Annotated in this window: 17 protein-coding genes; 14 read left to right on the forward strand and 3 right to left on the reverse strand. The window is 66.4% G+C overall.

Annotated elements, in window-relative coordinates; genetic code table 11:
* Positions 1–600: 600 nt before the first annotated feature.
* From rsxC to GDJ97_RS05570, 10 genes are all read left to right on the forward strand, one after another.
* A complete protein-coding gene (rsxC, locus tag GDJ97_RS05530) occupies positions 601–1,935 on the forward strand; it encodes an electron transport complex subunit RsxC (protein ID WP_152070295.1) in 1,335 nt (444 codons plus the stop codon).
* A 5-nt stretch (positions 1,936–1,940) separates the two neighbouring features.
* Entirely contained in the window at positions 1,941–2,873 is a 933-nt protein-coding gene (locus tag GDJ97_RS05535) for an RnfABCDGE type electron transport complex subunit D (protein WP_152070296.1), read from the forward strand.
* Complete coding sequence (locus GDJ97_RS05540; RefSeq protein ID WP_226808853.1) at positions 2,860–3,471, forward strand: FMN-binding protein; 612 nt, start codon at positions 2,860–2,862, stop codon at positions 3,469–3,471. Before GDJ97_RS05535 ends, GDJ97_RS05540 begins: the two co-directional genes overlap by 14 nt.
* A gap of 1 nt (position 3,472) precedes the next feature.
* Entirely contained in the window at positions 3,473–4,138 is a 666-nt protein-coding gene (locus GDJ97_RS05545; RefSeq protein WP_152070297.1) for an Rnf-Nqr domain containing protein, read from the forward strand.
* Entirely contained in the window at positions 4,138–4,740 is a 603-nt protein-coding gene (locus GDJ97_RS05550; protein ID WP_152070298.1) for an Rnf-Nqr domain containing protein, read from the forward strand. Before GDJ97_RS05545 ends, GDJ97_RS05550 begins: the two co-directional genes overlap by 1 nt.
* Positions 4,741–4,753: 13 nt before the next feature.
* Positions 4,754–4,909, forward strand: coding sequence for a hypothetical protein (locus GDJ97_RS09370; protein ID WP_193221325.1), 156 nt, complete (start codon positions 4,754–4,756; stop codon positions 4,907–4,909).
* Positions 4,910–5,054: 145 nt separating this feature from the next.
* A complete protein-coding gene (gene ligA / locus GDJ97_RS05555; protein WP_152070299.1) occupies positions 5,055–7,244 on the forward strand; it encodes an NAD-dependent DNA ligase LigA in 2,190 nt (729 codons plus the stop codon).
* Between the two features lie 143 nt (positions 7,245–7,387).
* On the forward strand, positions 7,388–7,927 hold the full coding sequence (locus tag GDJ97_RS05560) for a MarR family winged helix-turn-helix transcriptional regulator (protein ID WP_226808855.1): 540 nt from the start codon (positions 7,388–7,390) through the stop codon (positions 7,925–7,927).
* 57 nt (positions 7,928–7,984) lie between these two features.
* Positions 7,985–9,733, forward strand: coding sequence for an ABC transporter ATP-binding protein (locus GDJ97_RS05565; RefSeq protein ID WP_152070300.1), 1,749 nt, complete (start codon positions 7,985–7,987; stop codon positions 9,731–9,733).
* On the forward strand, positions 9,726–11,663 hold the full coding sequence (locus GDJ97_RS05570) for an ABC transporter ATP-binding protein (RefSeq protein WP_152070301.1): 1,938 nt from the start codon (positions 9,726–9,728) through the stop codon (positions 11,661–11,663). The genes GDJ97_RS05565 and GDJ97_RS05570 overlap by 8 nt, the downstream gene beginning before the upstream one ends.
* A 57-nt stretch (positions 11,664–11,720) precedes the next feature.
* On the opposite strand, the gene yihA is transcribed toward GDJ97_RS05570, so the two are convergent.
* Both yihA and GDJ97_RS05580 read right to left on the reverse strand, forming a co-directional pair.
* Positions 11,721–12,365: a ribosome biogenesis GTP-binding protein YihA/YsxC gene (yihA, locus tag GDJ97_RS05575; RefSeq protein ID WP_152070302.1), complete on the reverse strand. Its 645-nt coding sequence runs from the start codon at positions 12,363–12,365 to the stop codon at positions 11,721–11,723.
* Positions 12,366–12,452: 87 nt separating this feature from the next.
* Entirely contained in the window at positions 12,453–13,277 is an 825-nt protein-coding gene (locus GDJ97_RS05580; protein WP_152070303.1) for a 5'-methylthioadenosine/S-adenosylhomocysteine nucleosidase, read from the reverse strand.
* A gap of 275 nt (positions 13,278–13,552) precedes the next feature.
* Between GDJ97_RS05580 and GDJ97_RS05585 the strand changes: the two genes are divergently transcribed.
* The 4 genes from GDJ97_RS05585 to GDJ97_RS05600 all read left to right on the forward strand — a co-directional run bounded on the left by GDJ97_RS05585 (position 13,553) and on the right by GDJ97_RS05600 (position 17,486).
* Positions 13,553–14,572: an ABC transporter substrate-binding protein gene (locus GDJ97_RS05585; RefSeq protein WP_152070304.1), complete on the forward strand. Its 1,020-nt coding sequence runs from the start codon at positions 13,553–13,555 to the stop codon at positions 14,570–14,572.
* Positions 14,573–14,629: 57 nt separating this feature from the next.
* Entirely contained in the window at positions 14,630–15,616 is a 987-nt protein-coding gene (locus GDJ97_RS05590; protein ID WP_152070305.1) for an ABC transporter substrate-binding protein, read from the forward strand.
* A gap of 159 nt (positions 15,617–15,775) precedes the next feature.
* Positions 15,776–16,699, forward strand: a complete 924-nt coding sequence (locus GDJ97_RS05595; RefSeq protein WP_152070306.1) for an ABC transporter permease — start codon at positions 15,776–15,778, stop codon at positions 16,697–16,699.
* A complete protein-coding gene (locus tag GDJ97_RS05600; RefSeq protein ID WP_152070307.1) occupies positions 16,692–17,486 on the forward strand; it encodes an ABC transporter ATP-binding protein in 795 nt (264 codons plus the stop codon). Before GDJ97_RS05595 ends, GDJ97_RS05600 begins: the two co-directional genes overlap by 8 nt.
* A 379-nt stretch (positions 17,487–17,865) precedes the next feature.
* Here GDJ97_RS05600 and GDJ97_RS05605 read toward each other — a convergent pair whose 3' ends face one another.
* Complete coding sequence (locus GDJ97_RS05605; RefSeq protein WP_152070308.1) at positions 17,866–19,263, reverse strand: hypothetical protein; 1,398 nt, start codon at positions 19,261–19,263, stop codon at positions 17,866–17,868.
* Between the last annotated feature and the right edge of the window lie 44 nt (positions 19,264–19,307).

Consider the following 19,307-nt stretch of genomic DNA (forward strand, 5'->3'; position numbering starts at 1 on the left):
GGGACGTTTCTCTAAATCAGAGTGCCGCTGGTTTGGTTGCGGCAGCCTTCAACAAGCTCTGGGGCACCTTCCGATACGGAAGGCGCCCCTTTTCTATTGCCGTACGTTGGGCGGGTGCCCTTCCAGATCCGCGGTCGACGGTTTGGTTACCCTTTCGGCCGTCGAAGGAGAGAAATCCTCGGTTTGGTTACCCTTTTTCTCGTGCTGGCGATGTAGAGAGCGGCCTGTCTGAGAGAACCCGCAGGTCAGGGAGGTTCGATGCTGGCGCTGTATATCGGCGAGCCGCGAAAAGGGTAACCAAACCGAACGAAAATTTCTTCGCCATCTGAAAAGGGTAATCAAACCGGCAGCTAAGCCCCTTTTTGAGGTGCGACCACGTGGGACGCTGCCCGTTCATAGGAACATGGCAGCTCGACGGCCACTGTAATTTGGGGAACGTCCCCAAATTACAGATGCGAAAACTATTCTCAGATAAGAATTAATCGAAATGGGGAAACGATATCATCTACGCGCTAAAATAACCGCGTATGTGCCGGCGCAGAGGCTTGCGCCAAAACCCTCTTGCCCGGCCTTATCGGAGAGGAACGGGAAAGGGGAGAGATGTTCACTCTTCACAAGACCCAGGGCGGCGTTCACCCGCCCCAGTGTAAGGACATGCGGGATTTTGCCTGCACGTCCATTACACCGCCCAAGCGGGTGCGTATCCCGCTGAACATGCACATCGGCGGTCCGTGCAGCCCCGTCGTCAAGGCGGGCGACCACGTGTACGTGGGCACGCTGATCGGCGACGGTCAAGGCCTCTACGCGCCCATCCACGCCAGCGTCTCGGGTACCGTGATCTCCACGGATCAGGAGAAGCTCCCCACCGGTCAGACGGCCCACGTGGTGGAGATCGAGTCCGATGGCAAGATGGAGGCCGATCCCACGCTCAAGATGCCCGAGTACACGGACACCGCGTCGTTCATCGACTGCGTGCGCGCGTCCGGCATGGTCGGCCTGGGCGGCGCTGCCTTCCCCACGTGGTTCAAGATGCGCGTGCCGGCGGGCAAGAAGTTCGAATTCTTGGTCATCAACGGCATGGAGTGCGAGCCCTACATCACGAGCGACTATCGCCAGATGATGGAGCACGCCGACCGCGTGATCGACGGCGCCCACCGCATCATCAAGGGCCTCGGCATTCCCGCGGCCGTGATCGGCATCGAGGACAACAAGCCCGAGGCCGTGGAGAAGCTCTCCGCCGCCATCAAGGAGAAGGGCTGGGATGACTGCCTGCAGGTGCTCTGCATCCCGACCAAGTATCCGGCGGGCGGCGAGAAGGTGCTGATCCATGCCACCACGGGTCGCGACGTGCCGGCCGGCGGGCTGCCCGCCGACTGTGGCTGCCTCGTGATGAACGTGACCTCGGTTTCTCGCCTGGAGCAGTTCTTCCGCAACGGCATGCCGCTCGTCACCAAGACCATGACCATCACGGGTGACTGCGTGGGCAAGCCGGGTAACTACCGCGTGCCCATCGGCATGAGCGTGAGCGACATCATCGAGGCGGCGGGCGGCCTCACCAAGGACCCGGTGAAGATCATCATGGGCGGACCGATGATGGGCCGCACCCTCACCGATATCAACTGCCCGGTTATCAAGGCCAATAACGCGATTCTCGCGTTGCACGACACCGCGATCCTTCCCGAGGAGACGCCCTGCATCCGCTGCGGCCGCTGCGTGCGTGCCTGCCCGCTGGGCCTCATGCCCTTTGCGCTCGATTCCGCCAGCCGTCGGCACGATGCCGTTGAGCTGGACGAGCTCGCCGTTATGAACTGCATGTCCTGCGGTTGCTGCGCCTACGTGTGCCCGGCCCATCGCCGCATCACGGCGTCCATCGCCGAGGGCAAGGCCGTCTACCGCGGCGAGTGCGCCCGCCTGAATCCCAAGAAGGAGGCGTAAAGCTCATGAACCTCATCAACGAAGCCTCCCCGCATTTCCACGGCAAGGGTTCCACCGCCTTTATCATGGGCGCCGTCTGCTTGGCGCTCGCGCCCACGCTCGTGGCCGCCACCGTGCTCTACGGCCTCGGCGCGCCGCTGCTGGTGCTCGTGTGCGTCGCCACGGCGCTCGTCTGCGAGCACGTCTGCTGCCTCATCATGCGTCGCGAGTCCACGGCGGGCGACCTGTCCTGCGTGGTCACCGCCCTGCTCTTTGCCTTCACGCTGCCGGCCACGTGCCCCATCTGGGTGGCCGTGCTCGGTACCGCCTTTGCCATCGTGGTCGTGAAGATGCTCTTCGGTGGCATTGGCTGCAACGTGTTCAATCCCGCCGTCGCCGGCCGCGTCTTCATCATGGTGGCGCTGCCGAGCGCGCTCAGCTCGTATCCCGACGTGCAGGGCAAGGCGCTCGATGCCGTGACCGGCGCCACACCGCTCGCCATGGCCGCGCAGGGGAACACCCCCTACAGCCTGATGGACCTGCTGCTGGGCAACCACGCGGGCGCCCTGGGCGAGACCTGCATCCTCACGCTGCTGATCGGCTACGCCTTCCTGCTCATCATCCACGTGGTGGACGCCTGGGCCACGCTGCCCTACGTGCTCACCGTGGCCGTGGTACTCGGCCTCGGCGGCCAGGACGTGCCCTACCAGCTGCTTTCCGGTGGCCTGGCGCTCGGTGCGTTCTTCATGGCAACGGACTACACCACCACGCCCATGACGCCCACGGGCAAGATCATCTTCGGCGTGGGCTGCGGTCTCATCACGGCGCTCATCCGTCTGTTCGCCTCTGCTCCCGAGGGCGTGGCGTTCTCCATTCTGTTCATGAACATGTTCGTTCCGCTGATCGACCGCGCGACGCGGCCGAAGCCGGTGGGAGGTGTGAAGAATGCCCTCGTCTAACAGCAAGGGTGCGGGTGCCAACGCGAGTTGGGTGGCCCGTCACAAGAACGGGGCGTGGTACACGCTCGTGGTGATCTGCGTGGTCGCGGTGGTGTGCGGCGGCGTGGCCGCAACGGCCCACTTTGCGCTGCGCGATGCCTTCACCGCGTCTGACGCGGCGCTCGAGGAGGCCAAGGGCGGCGCGCAGCGCGCGCTCATCTTCCCGGACGCCGGTTCCTTCAGCCAGGTGACGGCTCCCGATATCGAGGGCTTGAACTCCGTGTGGCAGGCTGATTCCGGCGAGTACGTGTTCGACGTGCAGTCCGATGGCTACCATGGCCCCGTCGAGCTCATGATCGGTATCACCACCGACGGCAAGGTCGCCGGTATCCAGGTGGTTTCCGAGGATGAGACGGACGGTATCGGCAGCAACGCGCTGACCGACGACTACCTGGGCAGCTACAAGGATATGGCTGCCGCGGGGACGCTCACCCTCGACGAGGCCGGGAGCGGCGAGACCCACGTGGACGGCGTCTCGGGCGCGACCTTTACCTCCACGGCGGTCGTGAACGACCTGAATATCGCCTTCGAGGCCTATGCGCAGCTGGGAGGTAACTAACATGGCTCTCAATCGCAATGTGGTGGCCGAGCAGAACGCCTCGCTCAACGAGCTGGTGCATACGCCCACGTTCCTCATGGTCGCGGGTGCGCTGCCCGGCCTGTTCGCGGCGACGTCTCTCGGGCACGGTGCCGTCATCGGCGGCGTGTGCGCGGTCGCGATCCTTGGCGCGGCGCTCATCTCGCGCGGCGTCTCCTGCTTTACCGGACGGTTCTCGCGCGTGGCCGTGGCGCTTATGCTCAACGCGCTCGTGATGGTGCTCGTTGGCTTTGGCGTGCGCGTGGCACTGCCGGTCATCTATCAGGACCTCGGCATCTATCTGCCGCTCACCTGCGCCTCGGGCGTGGCGTCCATCTTCATCGCCCAGAGCGGGATCGACGCCCTAAAGGGTGCTGATCGTGCGGGCGAGCTGACCTTTGGTGACGCCGTGCTGGCGGCCGTGACGGCCTTCCTGGCGCTCGTGTTCTGCGGATTCTTTACCGGCCTGTTCACCACCGGCCAGGTCTTCGGCCTGACGGTGGGCGAGCTCGCGGCTTCGCCCATCTCGATCTTCGGCAAGCCCGCCGGTTCGCTTCTGCTGCTGGCACTCGTCGCCGTGTTCGTGCAGGCGGTGTGCGATGCCCGCGCCAAGGGTGCCGCCGCTGATTCGAAGGGAGGCGAGGCGTAATGGCGTTCATCAACGCGCTCTTCACCTCCATGCTCGATAACAACCTGGTGTTCTGCCAGCTGATTGCCATGGTGACCGTTATCCTCGCGGCCAAGCGATCGCAGGATGGCGTCTGCTTCGGGACCATGCTGGGTTGCGCCACGGCTGCCGCCGGTGCGTTTGGCGCCCTGGTGTACGCCGGCTTCCTGGCTCCTTGGGGTGTGGGTTACCTGGCTCCCGTGGTCTATGCCATCCTCGGCGCCGCGGTGGCCTTCGTGGGCGGCGCCGTTGCCGCTTCGCGCAAGGGTGCCGCCGACCGTGGCCTCGCCCTGCGTCTCGTGGCGCTGCTGGCCGCGAACGCCGCGCTCATGGGCGCTGCGCTGGCGAACGGCGTTGCCTTTGATTCCGCCACCGCGACGGCCGACGTGCTGTTCGGCAACGCGCTCGGTTCCGGCCTCGGCGTGTTCCTGGCCGTGGTGCTCTTCACGTCCATCCGCGCCCGCATCGACGACCGTCTGGTGCCGCATGCGATGCGCGGCCTGCCCATCGCGCTCGTGACGGCCTCGCTCATGGCGATGGCGTTCACCTGCGTTGCCGGTATCGCCGGCGGGCTCTTCGTCTAAGGGGGTTTGAGGTATGGATCCCATCATCCAGATCTGCGTGCCGCCGATCCTGTTGGCTATCGTCGCCGCTGGCTTTGGCGGCCTGATTTCCATCTGCGCCGGGGCGTTCAACCGCGCGGACCGTGCCGAGACCGAGGCCGCGGCCGAGGCTGACGACCAGGCCGAGTAGCCGCGGGCCGCTCGGCTCGACATCGTTTCTCTGAAACCGCCGAGATGCGCGTGCGTCTCGGCGGTTTTTCGTTCTATCGGGGTTGTGTCGCGGTCCCTGCGGGCTGGTATCCTGAGTTGGGTGAACACGACGAACGGGAGCGACCATGGCAGAACAGCAGACCCTCTTCAATACCGCCGACGATGCACCCGCGCAGCCGGATCCGGCCGCGCGCGCGGCTGAGCTTCGGCATCTGCTGGACTGCCACGCCTACCGGTACTACGCCCTGGATGCGCCCGAGATCACGGACGCCGCGTTCGACAAGCTCCTCGTGGAGCTTCAGCAGATTGAAGCGGCTCATCCGGAGCTCGTGACGCCCGACAGCTACACGCAGCGCGTGGGCGGCTACGTCTCGGAGCAGTTCGCGCCCGTGACGCACATGGCGCGTATGTACTCCATGGACGACGCCATGAACCTGGACGAGCTCGATGAATGGCTGCAGCGCACCGAGGATGCGCTCGGCGCCGGCAAGGTCACCTACACCTGCGAGCTCAAGATCGATGGTCTGGGCGTGGCCCTGACCTACCAGAACGGTGCCTTCGTGCGCGGCGCCACGCGCGGCGACGGCACCACGGGTGAGGACGTGAGCCTGAACATCCGCACCATCCGCGACGTGCCGATGCACCTAGCGGAGGCCGCGCTCGTCCACATGGCCGAGGACCGCCCCACGCCCATCGAGGTCCGTGGCGAGGTCTACATGCCCAAGGGCAGCTTTGCACGGCTGAATGCCGAGGCCGATGCCGAGGGCAAGGCGCCCTTCGCCAATCCGCGCAACGCGGCCGCGGGAAGCCTGCGTCAGAAGGACCCCAAGGTCACCGCCCGGCGCGACCTCGCTACCTTCATCTACGCCATCGCGGACACGGCTCCCCTCCACGTGCACTCCCAGCGTGAGTTCCTGGATTGGCTCCGCTCCGCTGGTTTCTCGGTGAACCCGAACGTCTCCACCTGCTCCACGCCGGCCGAGGTGCATGCCTTTTGCGCCGACGCGCTCGCGCACCGCGGGGACCTCGATTACGACATCGACGGCGTGGTGGTGAAGGTCGATAGCTTTGCCCAACAATCCGAGCTCGGCTTTACCGCCCGCGCGCCGCGCTGGGCCATCGCCTTCAAGTTTCCGCCCGAGGAGAAGCAGACGGTGCTCCGCGAGATCCGCATCCAGGTGGGCCGCACGGGCGTGCTCACCCCGGTGGCGGAGTTCGATCCGGTGCTCGTGGCGGGCTCCACGATCGCGCGCGCCACGCTCCACAACGAAGATGAGGTGCATCGCAAGGATGTGCGCGAAGGCGATACCATCATCGTGCACAAGGCGGGCGACGTCATCCCCGAGGTGGTGGGGCCGGTCCTCGCCAAGCGTCCCGAGGGCGCCCTGCCCTGGAAGATGCCCACCTGCTGCCCCGCCTGCGGGAGCCCCGTGATACACGAGGAGGGCGAGGTCGCCTACCGCTGCGTCTCGCTCGATTGCCCGGCGCAGCTGAAGGAGCGCCTGCTCCATTGGGTGAGCCGCGGGTGCATGGATGTGGACGGTATCGGCGAGGAACTCGTGGAGAAGATGATCGCCGCGGGGCTGCTACACGACGTCTCGGATTTCTACCAGCTTACGGTGGACGACATCGCCGGGCTCGACACGGGGCGCACCTACCTCAAGGACGACAAGAAGAAGGGCGTCCTGGCGGGCCAGCCCATTCTGGTGGGGGCGAAGATCGCCGGCAAAATCGTGGACGAGCTGACGGCGTCCAAGGCCCGCTCGCTCGGCCGCGTGCTCTTTGCGCTGGGTATCCGCCATGTGGGTAAGAGCGTGGGCGAGGTCATCGCGCGACGCTTCCTGACCATCGACGCCCTTGCGGCGGCGAGTGAGGAGGACATCGCCAGCGTTGACGGCGTGGGGCCCAAGATCGCCCAGAGCGTGCGCCAGTTCCTCTCGGTGCCGGAAAACCTCGCGGTGCTCGACCGCCTGCGGACGGCCGGGCTCACGCTCGAGGAGGACCTCTCCGCCGAGGCCGCCCGCACGGCGGCGGAGACGGGCGTGGCGGAGGACCTGGCGGCTTCGCAGCCGCTCGCCGGCCTGACCTTCGTGCTGACGGGCACGCTCGAGAACCGCACGCGCGACGAGGCGGGCGCGGCCTTGAAGGCGCTGGGTGCCAAGGTGACGGGCAGCGTGTCAAAGAAGACGAGCTACGTGGTGGCGGGTCCCGGCGCGGGCAGCAAGCTCACCAAGGCGGAGAGCCTGGGCGTGCCGGTGCTGGATGAGGCCGCGCTGGAGCAGGTTCTGGCCACGGGCACGGTGCCGGCGGCGTAGGCGGGTCAAGCGCCGCTGCGCCCGGGGTTCTGTGGCGGCGCTATCCCGAACAGCCACAATCTGAAATAGCTGTTTGACACATCAACTATTGAGGCCTATACCATGACTGGTCAATAGTTGATATGTCAAGGAGATGACGCGACGTGGCTGATTCGCCTCGTTCGGAATCGTGTTCTGCGTATCCCGAGGAAGATGACTTCCATCTGCGGCTCTACCGCGCCTTCCATGCCCAGCGCACGTTCTTGCGCGCGGGACATCGACAGACGGGCCTCGGGGCCGGGCAACCCAAGCTGCTCGCCTACATTGCTCGGCATCCCGCCTGTACGCAGCGCGAGCTCGCCGCCTACTACGACCTGGATGCCGCCGGCGTCTCGCGCATGCTCGACGGCTTGGAGCGGTCCGGGTTCATCACCGTGGCGCCCGACCCCGCCGATCGCCGCGCCAAGCACCTGCGCGCCACGCCGGCGGGGGAGCGGTCGCTCGTTATCTGGCAGGGCCATTGCGAGCAGCTGGAGCGGGAGATGCTCGTCGGCTTCTCGCCCGAGGAGCGCGCGGCGTTCGCCGGTTTTCTCGAGCGCGTCTATCTGAACCTGAGGGGAAAGGCACCGGATGCGGGGCCGGGCGTCGCGCCGGCCTCCTCGCCCGCGGTAACGCCTGCCGCCAACCCCGTCGACGGCGCATAGCCCAACCGCCGTTCCAGCTTCAACCTCCTCAAACCCACCCGAAAGAAGGATTCATCCATGCGTGAACTCGCCCGCTTGCTCTCGTATCTGGGGCCGCGCTATCGCCGCGATGCCATCCTGGGCATTTTCATCGTCATCGTGGAAACCTCGCTCGAGATGTTCATCCCCGTGCTCATGGCGCGCATCATCGACGACGGCATCGCGGCGGGCAACGCGGCGCTCATCTGGCACCAGGGCGCGCTCATGATGGCCTGTGCCGCCGCGGCGCTCATGCTCGGTTTGGGCTATGCGCGCTTTGCCTCGCGCGCGTCGATCGGTCTGGGCGCCAACCTGCGGCAAGCGGAGTACGAGCATATCCAGGAGCTCTCGTTCGCCAACCTCGACCGTTACCAGACGTCCTCGCTCGTCACGCGCATGACCACCGACATCACCGTTATCCAGAACGCGCTGGCAAACGGGTTCCGGCCCATGGTGCGCGGTCCCGTGATGCTCGTCATGGGGCTCGTGTACGCGGTGGCCCTGAACCGCGGTCTCGCGCTCGTGTTCGCCGGCATCCTGCCCGTGCTGGCGGTCGTGCTCGGCCTGATCACCTGGCGCGTGGCCCCGCGCTACCGCACGCTGCAGGACACGATGGACGAACTCAACGGCGTGCTGCAAGAGGACCTCACCGCCGTGCGCGCCGTCAAGGCCTACGTGCGCGAGGACCACGAGCGTAAACGCTTCGGCCACGTGAACCGCAGCTTAGCGGATACGGCGACGGCCACCTTCGGTACCGCCGTCATGAACGTGCCTGCCTTCCAGGCGTCCATGTACGTGGCGGCTACGCTCATCCTCTGGATCGGCGGGCACAAGATCCTGGCCGGCGAGCTGCAGGTGGGGGAGCTCACGGGCTTCATGAGCTACGTGCTGCAGATCATGAACTCGCTGATGATGATCTCGAGCGTGTTCCTGCTGCTCACGCGCGCGCTTACGAGCGTGGAGCGCGTGGGCCAGGTGCTCGACGAGCGCCCGGTCCAGGCCCTGCCCGCGTCCGAGCATGCCGTGGTCGAGGTGGCGGACGGCTCCATCTCTTTCCGGGACGTGTCCTTCCGCTACGAGGAAGATGCCGAGGAGGACGTGCTCTCGCATATCGACCTCGATATCGCCAACGGCGAGACCATCGGCATCCTGGGCGGCACGGGCTCGGGCAAGACGACGCTCGTGCAGCTGATCGACCGGCTTTACGACGCGAGTGCGGGCACGGTGCTGGTGGGCGGGCACGATGTGCGCGATTACCAGCCGGCGACGCTCCGGGCGGCCGTGGGCTTCGCCCTGCAGAAGAACGTGCTCTTCACCGGTACGGTCCGCGACAACCTGCGGTGGGGCGCGCCCGACGCCACCGACGAGCAGATGCTCGAGGCATGCCGCGTGGCCTGCGCGGACGAGTTCCTCGACCGCATCGGCGGGCTCGACGCGGACTTGGGCCAGGACGGCGCCGGCGTCTCCGGTGGCCAGCGGCAGCGCTTGTGCATCGCGCGCACGCTGCTCACGCACCCGAAGATCCTGGTGTTCGACGACGCGACGAGCGCGTGCGATATGGCCACGGATGCCAAGATTCGCGCGAACATCGCGCAGATCGAGGGCGTGACGGTCATTGTCATCGCCCAGCGCGTGGTGTCCGTCGAGGGCGCCGACCGCATCATCGTCATGGACGACGGCCGTATCCACGGCGCGGGCACGCACGAGGAGCTGCTGGCGGCGGACGAGATCTATCGCGAGATCTACCAGTCGCAGAACCTGACGGACGAGGAGGTGCGCCATGCCTAAGACCGCGGCGCAGGCGCGGCCCCAGAACCTGGGACGCACGCTGAAGAGCCTGCTTTCGTACATGGGACACGCACGGCGCTCGCTCGCGGCGGTGGCGGTGCTCGTCACCGTATCCGCGGTCGCGAGCCTGATCGGCACCTACATGGTGCGTCCGGTGGTGAACGGCCTAGCCTCGGGCGACGGTTCGCACCTGGCGGGGCAGGTGGCCTTTACGGCGGCCGTGTACGCTATCGGGTTCCTCGCCTCGGCGGGCTACACGCAGGTCATGGTGCGCGCCGCGCAGACGGTCGTCTACGACATCCGCCGCGACCTCTTTGCCCACATCCAGAAACTGCCGCTCTCGTACTTCGATCGCACGCGCGCCGGCGACATCATGAGCTTCTTCACCAACGACGTGGACACCGTTTCCGAGGCGCTCAACAACAGCTTCGCCAACGTGATCCAGGCGTTCATCCAGATGGTGGGAACGCTCGCGGTGCTCTTCATCCTGAACTGGCGGCTCACGCTCATCACCGTTGCCTGCGATGCGCTCATCGCGGCCTACGTGCGGTACTCGGGGGCGCGCGGCAAGCGGTTCTTCGAGGCGCAGCAGCGCTCGCTCGCCGGTCTCGACGGCTATGCGGAGGAGATGCTGCGCGGTCAGAAGGTCGTGAAGGTCTTCAGCCACGAGCGGGCGAACGTGGCCGAGTTCACCGGGCGCAACGAGGACCTCAGGGTCTCGGGCACGGCGGCGCAGGCGTACGCGAGTACCATGGTGCCCGTGACGGTGTGCATCAGCTATGCGAACTACGCCATCGTGGCGGTGGTGGGCGGTCTGCTCGCCATCCAGGGGCTGGCCGATGTGGGTGCGCTCGCGAGCTACCTGGTCTTTGTGCGGCAGGCGGCTATGCCCATCAACCAGTTCACGCAGCTGGGGAACTTCCTGCTGAATGCCCTGGCTGGTGCCGAGCGACTGTTCTCGGCCATGGAGCTCGCGCCGGAGGTCGACCGCGGCCGGGTGACGCTCGAGCGCACGGGCGAGGACACCTGGGCCTGGGTGCTGCCGGCCGGCTACGGCGTGGGCTCGCTCGGCCAGGTGGTGCCGGTAGCGCAGCGCGCGGCGGGTGCGGGCACGGCGGGCACTGGTTCGGATGTGCCGACTGCCGGCGCGGTGCAGGCCGCGGACGGGACCGCGCTCGAGCTCGGTCCCGTGCCGCTCGCAGGCGACGTCCGCTTCCACGCGGTCACGTTCTCGTACGTGCCGGGGCATCCGGTGCTCACGGACTTGGACCTCTTTGCGCATCCGGGGCAGAAGATCGCCTTCGTGGGATCGACTGGCGCGGGCAAGACGACCATCACCAACCTGATCAACCGGTTCTACGAGGTCGATGCGGGCGAGATCACCTACGACGGCATCGACGTGCGCGAGATCGCCAAGGCCGACCTGCGCCGGAGCCTGGGCATCGTGCTGCAGGACACGCACCTCTTCAGCGGCACGGTGGCGGAGAACATCCGGTTCGGCAAGCTGGACGCCACGGATGAGGAGGTGCGCGCGGCGGCGGAGGCGGCCTGCGCGGACTCGTTCATCCGGCGCTTGCCGCAGGGCTACGACACGACGGTCGAAAGCGACGGGGCCAACCTGTCCGCCGGGCAGCGGCAGCTGCTCGCCATCGCGCGCGTGGCGGTGGCCGATCCGCCGGTTCTCATTTTGGACGAGGCAACGTCGTCCATCGACACCCGCACCGAGAAGCTCATCGAGCGCGGCATGGACCGCATCATGCGGGGGCGCACCACGTTCATGATCGCCCACCGGCTCTCAACGGTGCGCAACGCCGACGCGATCATGGTGCTCGACCACGGCCGCATCATCGAGCGCGGAACCCACGAGCAGCTGCTCCAGCAGCATGGCGAGTACTGGGTCCTCTGCCACGGGCTGAAGGAGCTGGATTAGGAGGGCCGGCTGGCGGGGCGGACGAGCGGGTTCGGCCCGTCAGCCGGCTCGCCCGGTCTAGGCCTCCGGCTGGTCCTCGGGCGCGACGGCATCCGTCTCCTCACCGTCGCCCAGGCAATGCGCCTCGATGACGGCCTTGAGGTCGTCGATGCCCTGGCCGGTGGAGGATGACGTGATCAGGATGTCGCCCGCGCTGATGCCGATCTGGCGAGAGATCGCCATGCGCTGCAGGTGCTGCTTGCCGCGGCTGAGCTTGTCGGCCTTGGTGAGCGCCACCACAAACGGAAACTCGTGGTCGGAGAGGTAGTCGATCATCTGGATGTCGAGCTTGCTCGGGTCGTGGCGGATGTCCACGAGCGAGACCACCAGGTTGAAGCTGCGGTCGAGCTCGAAGAACTCACCGATGAGCGAGCCCCAGCGCGCCCGCTCGGCCTTGCTGCGCTGGGCGTAGCCGTAGCCGGGCAGGTCCACGAAGTGCACGCCGTCCGCCTCGAAGAAGTTGACGTTGGCGGTCTTGCCGGGCTTGGACGAGACCTTCACGAGGCCCTTGCGGTTGAAGAGCTTGTTCATGATGCTCGACTTGCCCACGTTGGAACGCCCGACGAAGCTGACTTCCGGGCAGGTTGAGGGTGGAATCTTGGCGACGTTGCCGTAGCTCGCCACAAAGTGCGCCAGCTGGTAGTTGATATGGTTCTCGGACATCTTCGTCCTTCCGGGATTCGATGAGGCAACGGACGGAACGCAGCGCGAGGGAGGCTGCCCCGATGCGCCGCGTTTGCGGGGATGCCGCTAGGCTTCGGGCTTGTAGAGGCCCATCTTCTGCGAGAGGCGCCGGACGATCGCCAAAGTGAGCGAGGATGCCGTGCGGGCGTAGCCGTCGAGGTCGAACTCGCGCTCGCAGAAGGCGTCGTAGGCTTCATCGCAGTTGTCGGAGATGGCACGAAGCACCAGGCAGTCCACTCCGTTCTTGGCTGCGATGTGCGCCACGGCCGCGCCCTCCATCTCGGCGCAGTCGGCCTCGGTGGCGGCAACCACGGCCTCGCGCGCCTCGGCCCCGGTGATGAAGCGGTTGCCCGTGGCAATGGTGCCCACCAGGTAGCGGCGGAGCGGGGCGCTCGGGTTGTTGCGGCGGAAGGGGGAGGCGTCGGCTGCCTGGCGCGCGGGGGTGCCGGGGGCCACGGCCTTATCGGGGAGCGTGGCGTCCAGGTACCCGTGGGCGATGAGCGTCTCCTCGGCGAGCTTGACGAGGAAGTCGCTCGATGAATACTCCATCAGGTTCGGCTTGCTCTCGGCGATGAGCGCGTTATCGGTATCGATGTAGCGCAGGCAAGCACCGATCACCACGTCGTCGATGTGCAGCTGGGGGTTGAGTCCGCCCGCGATACCGGAGAAGATCACCGCGTTCGCGCCATAGCGGCTGATGAGGTGCTGCGTGGCGGCCGCGGCGTTCACGGTCCCCATGCCCGCCACGGTAGCGACCAGGTTGAAGCCGCAGTACTCGCCGCCCAGGATGGTGAGGCCCGCGTCCTCCGCTACGGTTCCGTGCTCGATCTCGTGGTAGATCTGGCGAACTTCCTTCTCAAGCGCACCGATGATGGCGATGGTGGGCGTCATAGCGGGCTCCAATCGTGCTGCGTCGTGGTATTTATCGAGGATATGGTAGCAGGTTGGCCGGTAGTGCGGAAAAATGACCGTGCCGAATGCGGCGCGCGGAATCTTGCTGGGTCGAATCCGCCTGAAACCCGCTTCAAGCGCACTCGGACGCCCCGCTCCGCGCACCCGAAACCCTCCATTAACATTTGCGAACGTGGATGAGACTTTGCCCAGATAAAGCACCGCCAGGCGTACCATCGAAAACCATGCATATGTATCGGGAGGAAAGGCATTCCATGAACAGCATCCTCATCTCTCGCCGCTCGGCGCTCGCTGCCGCTACGACCGCCTGCGGCCTGGGCCTCGTCGGCTGCGGCAAGGGGGGTTCCGGCACGTCCGCGGGGAGCGTCGGCTCGGGCGCCGCGGCAGCGGACGGCAAGACCTACCAGATCGGCGTCCTGCAGCTCACCGAGCACGCCGCGCTCGATGCCGCCAACAAGGGTTTCATCAAGGCGCTCGACGCCGCCGGCCTGAGCTATAAGGCCGACCAGCAGAACGCCCAGAACGACCAACCCACCTGCCAGACCATCGCGAGCAAGTTCGTGGGCGACGGCGTGGATCTGATCTTCGCCATCGCCACCCCCGCAGCCCAGGCGGCCGCCGCGGCCACCACGGAGATCCCCATCGTGGGCACGGCCATCACCGACTTCGCCGCGAGCGGTCTGGTGGAGAGCAACGACGAGCCCGGCGGGAACGTCACCGGCTCCTCCGACCTCACCCCGGTGGCCGACCAGATCGACCTGCTCCACAAGGTGCTCCCCGACGCCAAGAAGGTGGGCTTGCTCTACTGCACGGCTGAGAGCAACTCCGAGGTGCAGGTCAAGCTGGCCGAGGACGCCTGCGACGAGAAGGGCCTCTCCCACGAGCGCTACACCGTCTCGAGCTCCAACGAGATCCAGCAGGTGGTGGAGTCCATGGCGGGTAAGGTGGACGTCATCTACGCGCCCACCGACAACACCATCGCCGCCGGCATGGCCACCGTCGCCATGGTCGCCAACGACAACAAGATTCCCACGGTGGTGGGCTGCGACACCATGGTCGAGGACGGCGGCATGATCTCGTACTCCATCAACTACACCGACCTGGGCCAGCGCGCCGGCGAGATGGCGGTGAAGATCCTCACGGAGGGCGCCGACCCGGCGACGATGCCTATCGAGACCCTCTCGTCCAAGGAGTGCAAGCTCATCGTCAACAAGGCCACGGCCGAGGCCTGCGGCGTGGACATCAGCGGCGTGGACGCCGACCAGACCGTTTAACGGATCGCGGTGCCGGCGCCCTGCGCGGCAACCGCGGCTTGAGGGAAAGGACCCCTTATGAAGACCATCACCATCACGCGTCGCTCGCTGCTCGCCGCTACGGGCGCGGCCGTAGCTGCCGGCATCGCCGGTTGCGGCACCTCCGGCGAGAATTCGAACGGCTCCGCCGCCTCCTCGGGCAAGAGCTACAAGATCGGCGTCCTGCAGTACACGCAGCACAACGCGCTCGACGCCGCCAACAAGGGCTTCATCAAGGCGCTGGACGAGGCCAAGATCAACTACAAGGCTGATCAGCAGAACGCCTCCAACGACCAGTCCGCCTGCGCCACCGCCGCCTCAAAGTTCGTGGGCGACGGCGTCGATCTGATCTACGCCATCGCCACGCCGGCCGCCCAGGCTTGCGCCGCCGCCACCACGGATATCCCCATCGTGGGCTGCGCCATTACCGACTACGCCGAGAGCGGGCTCGTGAAGAGCAACGACGAGCCGGGCGTCAACGTCACGGGCGCCTCGGACATGAACCCGGTCGAGGAGCAGATCGACATGCTTCACAAGGTGCTCCCCGACGCCAAGAAGGTGGGCATGCTCTTCTGCACGGCCGAGGCCAACTCCGAGATCCAGATCAAGATGGCGGAGGAGGCTTGCGATGCCCTGGGTCTGGAACATGAGCGCTACACCGTTTCCAGCTCCAACGAGATCCAGTCCGTGGTGGAGTCCATGGTGGGCAAGGTTGATGCGGGCTACTCTCCCACCGACAACACCATCGCCGCGGCTGCCCAGCAGGTGGGCCAGATCGCCAAGGACGGTAACCTGCCCTTTGTCTGCGGCGAGGAGAACATGTGCATGGGCATGGGCATCTGCACGATCTCCATCGATTACGAGGAGCTGGGCCACATGGCCGGCGAGATGGCGCTCAAGATCCTCACCGATGGCGCCGACCCGGCCACGATGGCCATCGAGACCGAGAGCAAGGATCAGCTCAAGGTGGTCAAGAACGAGGACATGGCCAAGGCCCTGGGCATCGACCTCTCCGTGCTCGACTAGTTCTGCCGGCGCGGGTTCGGCGGAAGGTTTCGTGCATCGGCCGAGCTCCTGTTAACTCTGGGGTGCGGGCCTAGCGCCCGTGTGCCCGAACGGCTACGATTACACCTCGGCCGCGGATATGCCCGCGGCCGAGGTTTTCGCATTCTCTTGGGAGGTCATATGCTGACAGCCATGCTCGGCGCCGTGTCTCAGGGCATCCTCTGGGGCATCATGGTGCTCGGCGTCTTCATCACCTACAAGCTGCTGGATATCCCCGATCTGACGGTGGACGGCAGCTTTGCCACGGGCGGTGCCGTGGCCGCCGTGCTCGTGGTGGCGGGCGTTGATCCGGTGATCGCCATTCTCGCCGCCATGCTGGCCGGTGCGGCCTGCGGTGCGGTGACGGGCTTCCTCACCACGGTGTTCGAGATTCCTGCCATCCTCGCGGGCATCCTCACGCAGATCAGCCTGTGGTCCATCAACCTGCGTATCATGGGCAAGTCCAACACCCCGCTGCTCGCCAACGAGACCGTCTTCTCGCGCATGGCCGAGCTGACGGGCCTGCCCACCAACGTGGTCGCCATCATCGTGGGCGCCGTCGTGGCCCTGGCGCTGATCGCAGCCCTGTACTGGTTCTTCGGCACCGAGATCGGCTGCGCGCTCCGCGCCACGGGCGATAACGAGGCCATGATCCGCGCCCTCGGCGTCAACACCGGCACCACCAAGATGGTCGCCCTCACCCTTTCCAACGCGCTCGTGGGCCTTTCCGGCGGCCTGATCTGCGAGAGCCAGAAGTACGCGGACATCGGCATGGGAACCGGTGCCATTGTGATCGGCCTTGCGGCCATCGTCATCGGCGAGGTGCTCGCCCGGATCCTGCCCAAGGGCTGGACGTCCGGCTTTGCCGCGCGCCTCACCTCGGCGCTCGTGGGCTCCATCGTCTACTTCCTCATCCGTGCCATCGTGCTGCAGATGGGCATGGACGCCAACGACATGAAGCTGCTCTCCGCGATCATCGTGGCGCTCGCGCTCTGTGTGCCCGTGGTGTGGGAGAGGTACCGCCTGCGTGCCAGCTACTCGAAGGGCGGTGAGGGCCGTGCTTAAGCTCTCGAACATCACCAAGACGTTCAACAAGGGAACGGTCAACGAGAAGCGCGCGCTCACGGGCGTGAACCTGGAGCTCGCGGACGGCGACTTCGTGACCGTGATCGGCGGCAACGGCGCCGGCAAGTCCACGCTGCTGAACATGATCGCGGGCGTGTACCCGCTGGATTCCGGCGTGATCGAGCTGGGTGGCGTGGACGTGAGTCGCCTCTCCGAGCCCGCGCGCGCCAAGTATCTGGGCCGTGTGTTCCAGGACCCGATGCGCGGAACCGCGGCCGACATGTGGATCGAGGAAAACCTGGCGCTCGCCAAGCGCCGCGGCCAGCGCCGCGGCCTCGCCTGGGGCATCTCCGCCGAGGAGAAGGAGGAGTACCCCAAGCTGCTCGCCTCGCTGGGCCTGGGCTTGGAGACCCGCATGCGCAGCAAGGTTGGCCTGCTTTCCGGCGGTCAGCGCCAGGCGCTCACGCTGCTCATGGCCACCCTCACGAACCCGCAGCTGCTGCTCCTGGACGAGCACACCGCGGCGCTCGACCCCAAGACGGCCGCCAAGGTGCTCAAGCTCACCGAGGAGATCGTCTCGGAGCGTCATCTCACCACCCTCATGGTGACGCACAACATGGCCGACGCCATTCGCCTCGGCAATCGCCTCATCATGATGCACGAGGGCAACATCATCTTCGACGTGGCGGGCGAGGAGAAGAAGTCCCTGACCGTACCCGACCTGCTGCAGAAGTTCGAGGAGGCCTCGGGCGGCGAGCTCACGAACGACCGCATGCTGTTGAGCTAGCGAGGCCCTCTGCGGCGCCGCTCTTGCCGCGCTGCTCAGCAGATCGCACGGCCGAGGGCGGTTGCTAAGCAGATCTGCCATGTGGGGCGGTTGCTAAGCAAACTGGACAGTAGGAGGGCAGTTGCTAAGCAAACTGGACAACTAGAGGCAGTTGCTGAGCAAACTGGTCAGCTAGAGGCAGTTGCTAAGCAAAACGTCCACGAAGGCCCCCATTTTCCGGTCTTCGTGGACGTTTTGCTTAGCAAGTGCCCCTTCGTGGCCGATGTGCTTAGCAACGTCCCCTCACGTGGCCGATGTGCTTAGCAACGTCCTCCCCCACGTGGCAGGTCTGCTTAGCAACTACCCCTACGCGGCGAGGGAATGGTCCGGCTGCAGGTCCTTATGCCTCCGGAACGTATATCGGCGCGGCGTTGAGGTCGGTTCCCGCTTTGCGGCAGCCCACGTGCCAACCTGCCTCGGCCACGCTGCGGTAGGCGAAGCGGGGGATGGCACAGCGGGCGAGGATGGCACCCCGACGCGCGGCCTCGAGCTCGTCCGGCGTGCCGCCGAAGCGCTCGGCGGCGTCCGCTACCGTCAGCCCGCACCGCAACGCCGCGATGAGCCGGTCGGTCGCCTCGGACCAGGCGCGGCGCATGCCGCCCATCCGTGACGAGTCCCGGAGTCCCGGAGCCATGCCGCCACCGCCCACCGCCAGGCCTCCCTGCCAGGCGAGGTCCAGTGTCCGGCACCAGCAGGCGAGTGCGGCGAACGAGGTCTCGATCTGTTCCGGTTCGTAGAATCCCAGGTTGGAGATGGCGTAGACCGGAGTTCCCGTCGCGGGCCGAGGTGCTGCGCCCTGCTCCATCTGGTCGAGCAGCCAGACCAGGTTGGAGGGGAGCGCGTCGACGTAGAGCGGATAGCCGAGCACGATGGCATCGCAGGCCGTGAGCTCATCGGCATCCGCGAGCTTGCCGGCGGCGGTGCAGCGCATGCGGACGAGCTCGGGCGGGGTGTCGGCGCCGGAGACGGAAGAGGCGGCATCGTAGGCGAGCAGCGCATCGGCCAGGTCGTCCAGCAGCATCAGGCTCGCGCTCTCCTTGCCACGCGGGCTCGCGCAGATGAGGGCGATGCGCCGGGGCGCGTGCGGGGTCACCCGGCCCACGCGAACATCGTCGGCGTCTACATCCCAACAGGCGCGCACCGCCTCGCCGCGCGGGAACGTGGCATCTCCCCAGGAAGCATCCCACCTGTTCGGCGCGGCATCTTCATCTCCGCAGCCGCGCGCATCGTCGCAGAACCACACGCCGCGGATGTCCGTGCCCTGGTTCAGCTGGTTCGCCCGGGCGGTGGCGAGAAAGCAATCCTGCTCCGCGGGCGTGGACGCGCCGTACATCCATATCTTCTCTACCAAACGGGTCCCCGCGCCGCCCGAGCGCGCCGAGCCGTTGTAGCGCATGCGGTGGTGCAGCTCGCGCCCGGCGGCGCCGTCGAGCACCCGAAAGCAGGGATGCAGGTAGGGGAGGGTGCGGTCCATGCCGCGCTTGACGAGTGGGCTGTACTCCCCGTGCACGTTGCGGCTCACCACCCAGAGCTCGTAAGCGCTCCCAAGCAGAGCGCCCATCTGTTCCAAGCCGTCCGCGATGACGCAGCGTCCCGGCGAGCGCACCCAGCAGCCAAAGCAACCCAGGCAGGCATGGCCCGCTTGGAGTTGCTCGCGCCCGATGACGACGTCGAACCCATGGCCAAGGCCGCAGCGGGACCGTTCGGCCGTATCAAGATCGGTGAGCAGCGCCTTCATGGAAACCCCCTTGCGTTGCGTACTCAATGAGCATGGTACAGGTG

This window comes from Collinsella sp. AK_207A (genome assembly GCF_902501965.1).
Taxonomy (GTDB): domain Bacteria; phylum Actinomycetota; class Coriobacteriia; order Coriobacteriales; family Coriobacteriaceae; genus Collinsella.

Coding starts and splice junctions, on each gene's coding strand:
- rsxC (WP_152070295.1), top strand. CDS start 601: ATGTTCACTCTTCACAAGACCCAGGGCGGCGTTCACCCGCCCCAGTGT.
- GDJ97_RS05535 (WP_152070296.1), top strand. CDS start 1,941: ATGAACCTCATCAACGAAGCCTCCCCGCATTTCCACGGCAAGGGTTCC.
- GDJ97_RS05540 (WP_226808853.1), top strand. CDS start 2,860: ATGCCCTCGTCTAACAGCAAGGGTGCGGGTGCCAACGCGAGTTGGGTG.
- GDJ97_RS05545 (WP_152070297.1), top strand. CDS start 3,473: ATGGCTCTCAATCGCAATGTGGTGGCCGAGCAGAACGCCTCGCTCAAC.
- GDJ97_RS05550 (WP_152070298.1), top strand. CDS start 4,138: ATGGCGTTCATCAACGCGCTCTTCACCTCCATGCTCGATAACAACCTG.
- GDJ97_RS09370 (WP_193221325.1), top strand. CDS start 4,754: ATGGATCCCATCATCCAGATCTGCGTGCCGCCGATCCTGTTGGCTATC.
- ligA (WP_152070299.1), top strand. CDS start 5,055: ATGGCAGAACAGCAGACCCTCTTCAATACCGCCGACGATGCACCCGCG.
- GDJ97_RS05565 (WP_152070300.1), top strand. CDS start 7,985: ATGCGTGAACTCGCCCGCTTGCTCTCGTATCTGGGGCCGCGCTATCGC.
- GDJ97_RS05570 (WP_152070301.1), top strand. CDS start 9,726: ATGCCTAAGACCGCGGCGCAGGCGCGGCCCCAGAACCTGGGACGCACG.
- yihA (WP_152070302.1), bottom strand. CDS start 12,365: ATGTCCGAGAACCATATCAACTACCAGCTGGCGCACTTTGTGGCGAGC.
- GDJ97_RS05580 (WP_152070303.1), bottom strand. CDS start 13,277: ATGACGCCCACCATCGCCATCATCGGTGCGCTTGAGAAGGAAGTTCGC.
- GDJ97_RS05585 (WP_152070304.1), top strand. CDS start 13,553: ATGAACAGCATCCTCATCTCTCGCCGCTCGGCGCTCGCTGCCGCTACG.
- GDJ97_RS05590 (WP_152070305.1), top strand. CDS start 14,630: ATGAAGACCATCACCATCACGCGTCGCTCGCTGCTCGCCGCTACGGGC.
- GDJ97_RS05595 (WP_152070306.1), top strand. CDS start 15,776: ATGCTGACAGCCATGCTCGGCGCCGTGTCTCAGGGCATCCTCTGGGGC.
- GDJ97_RS05605 (WP_152070308.1), bottom strand. CDS start 19,263: ATGAAGGCGCTGCTCACCGATCTTGATACGGCCGAACGGTCCCGCTGC.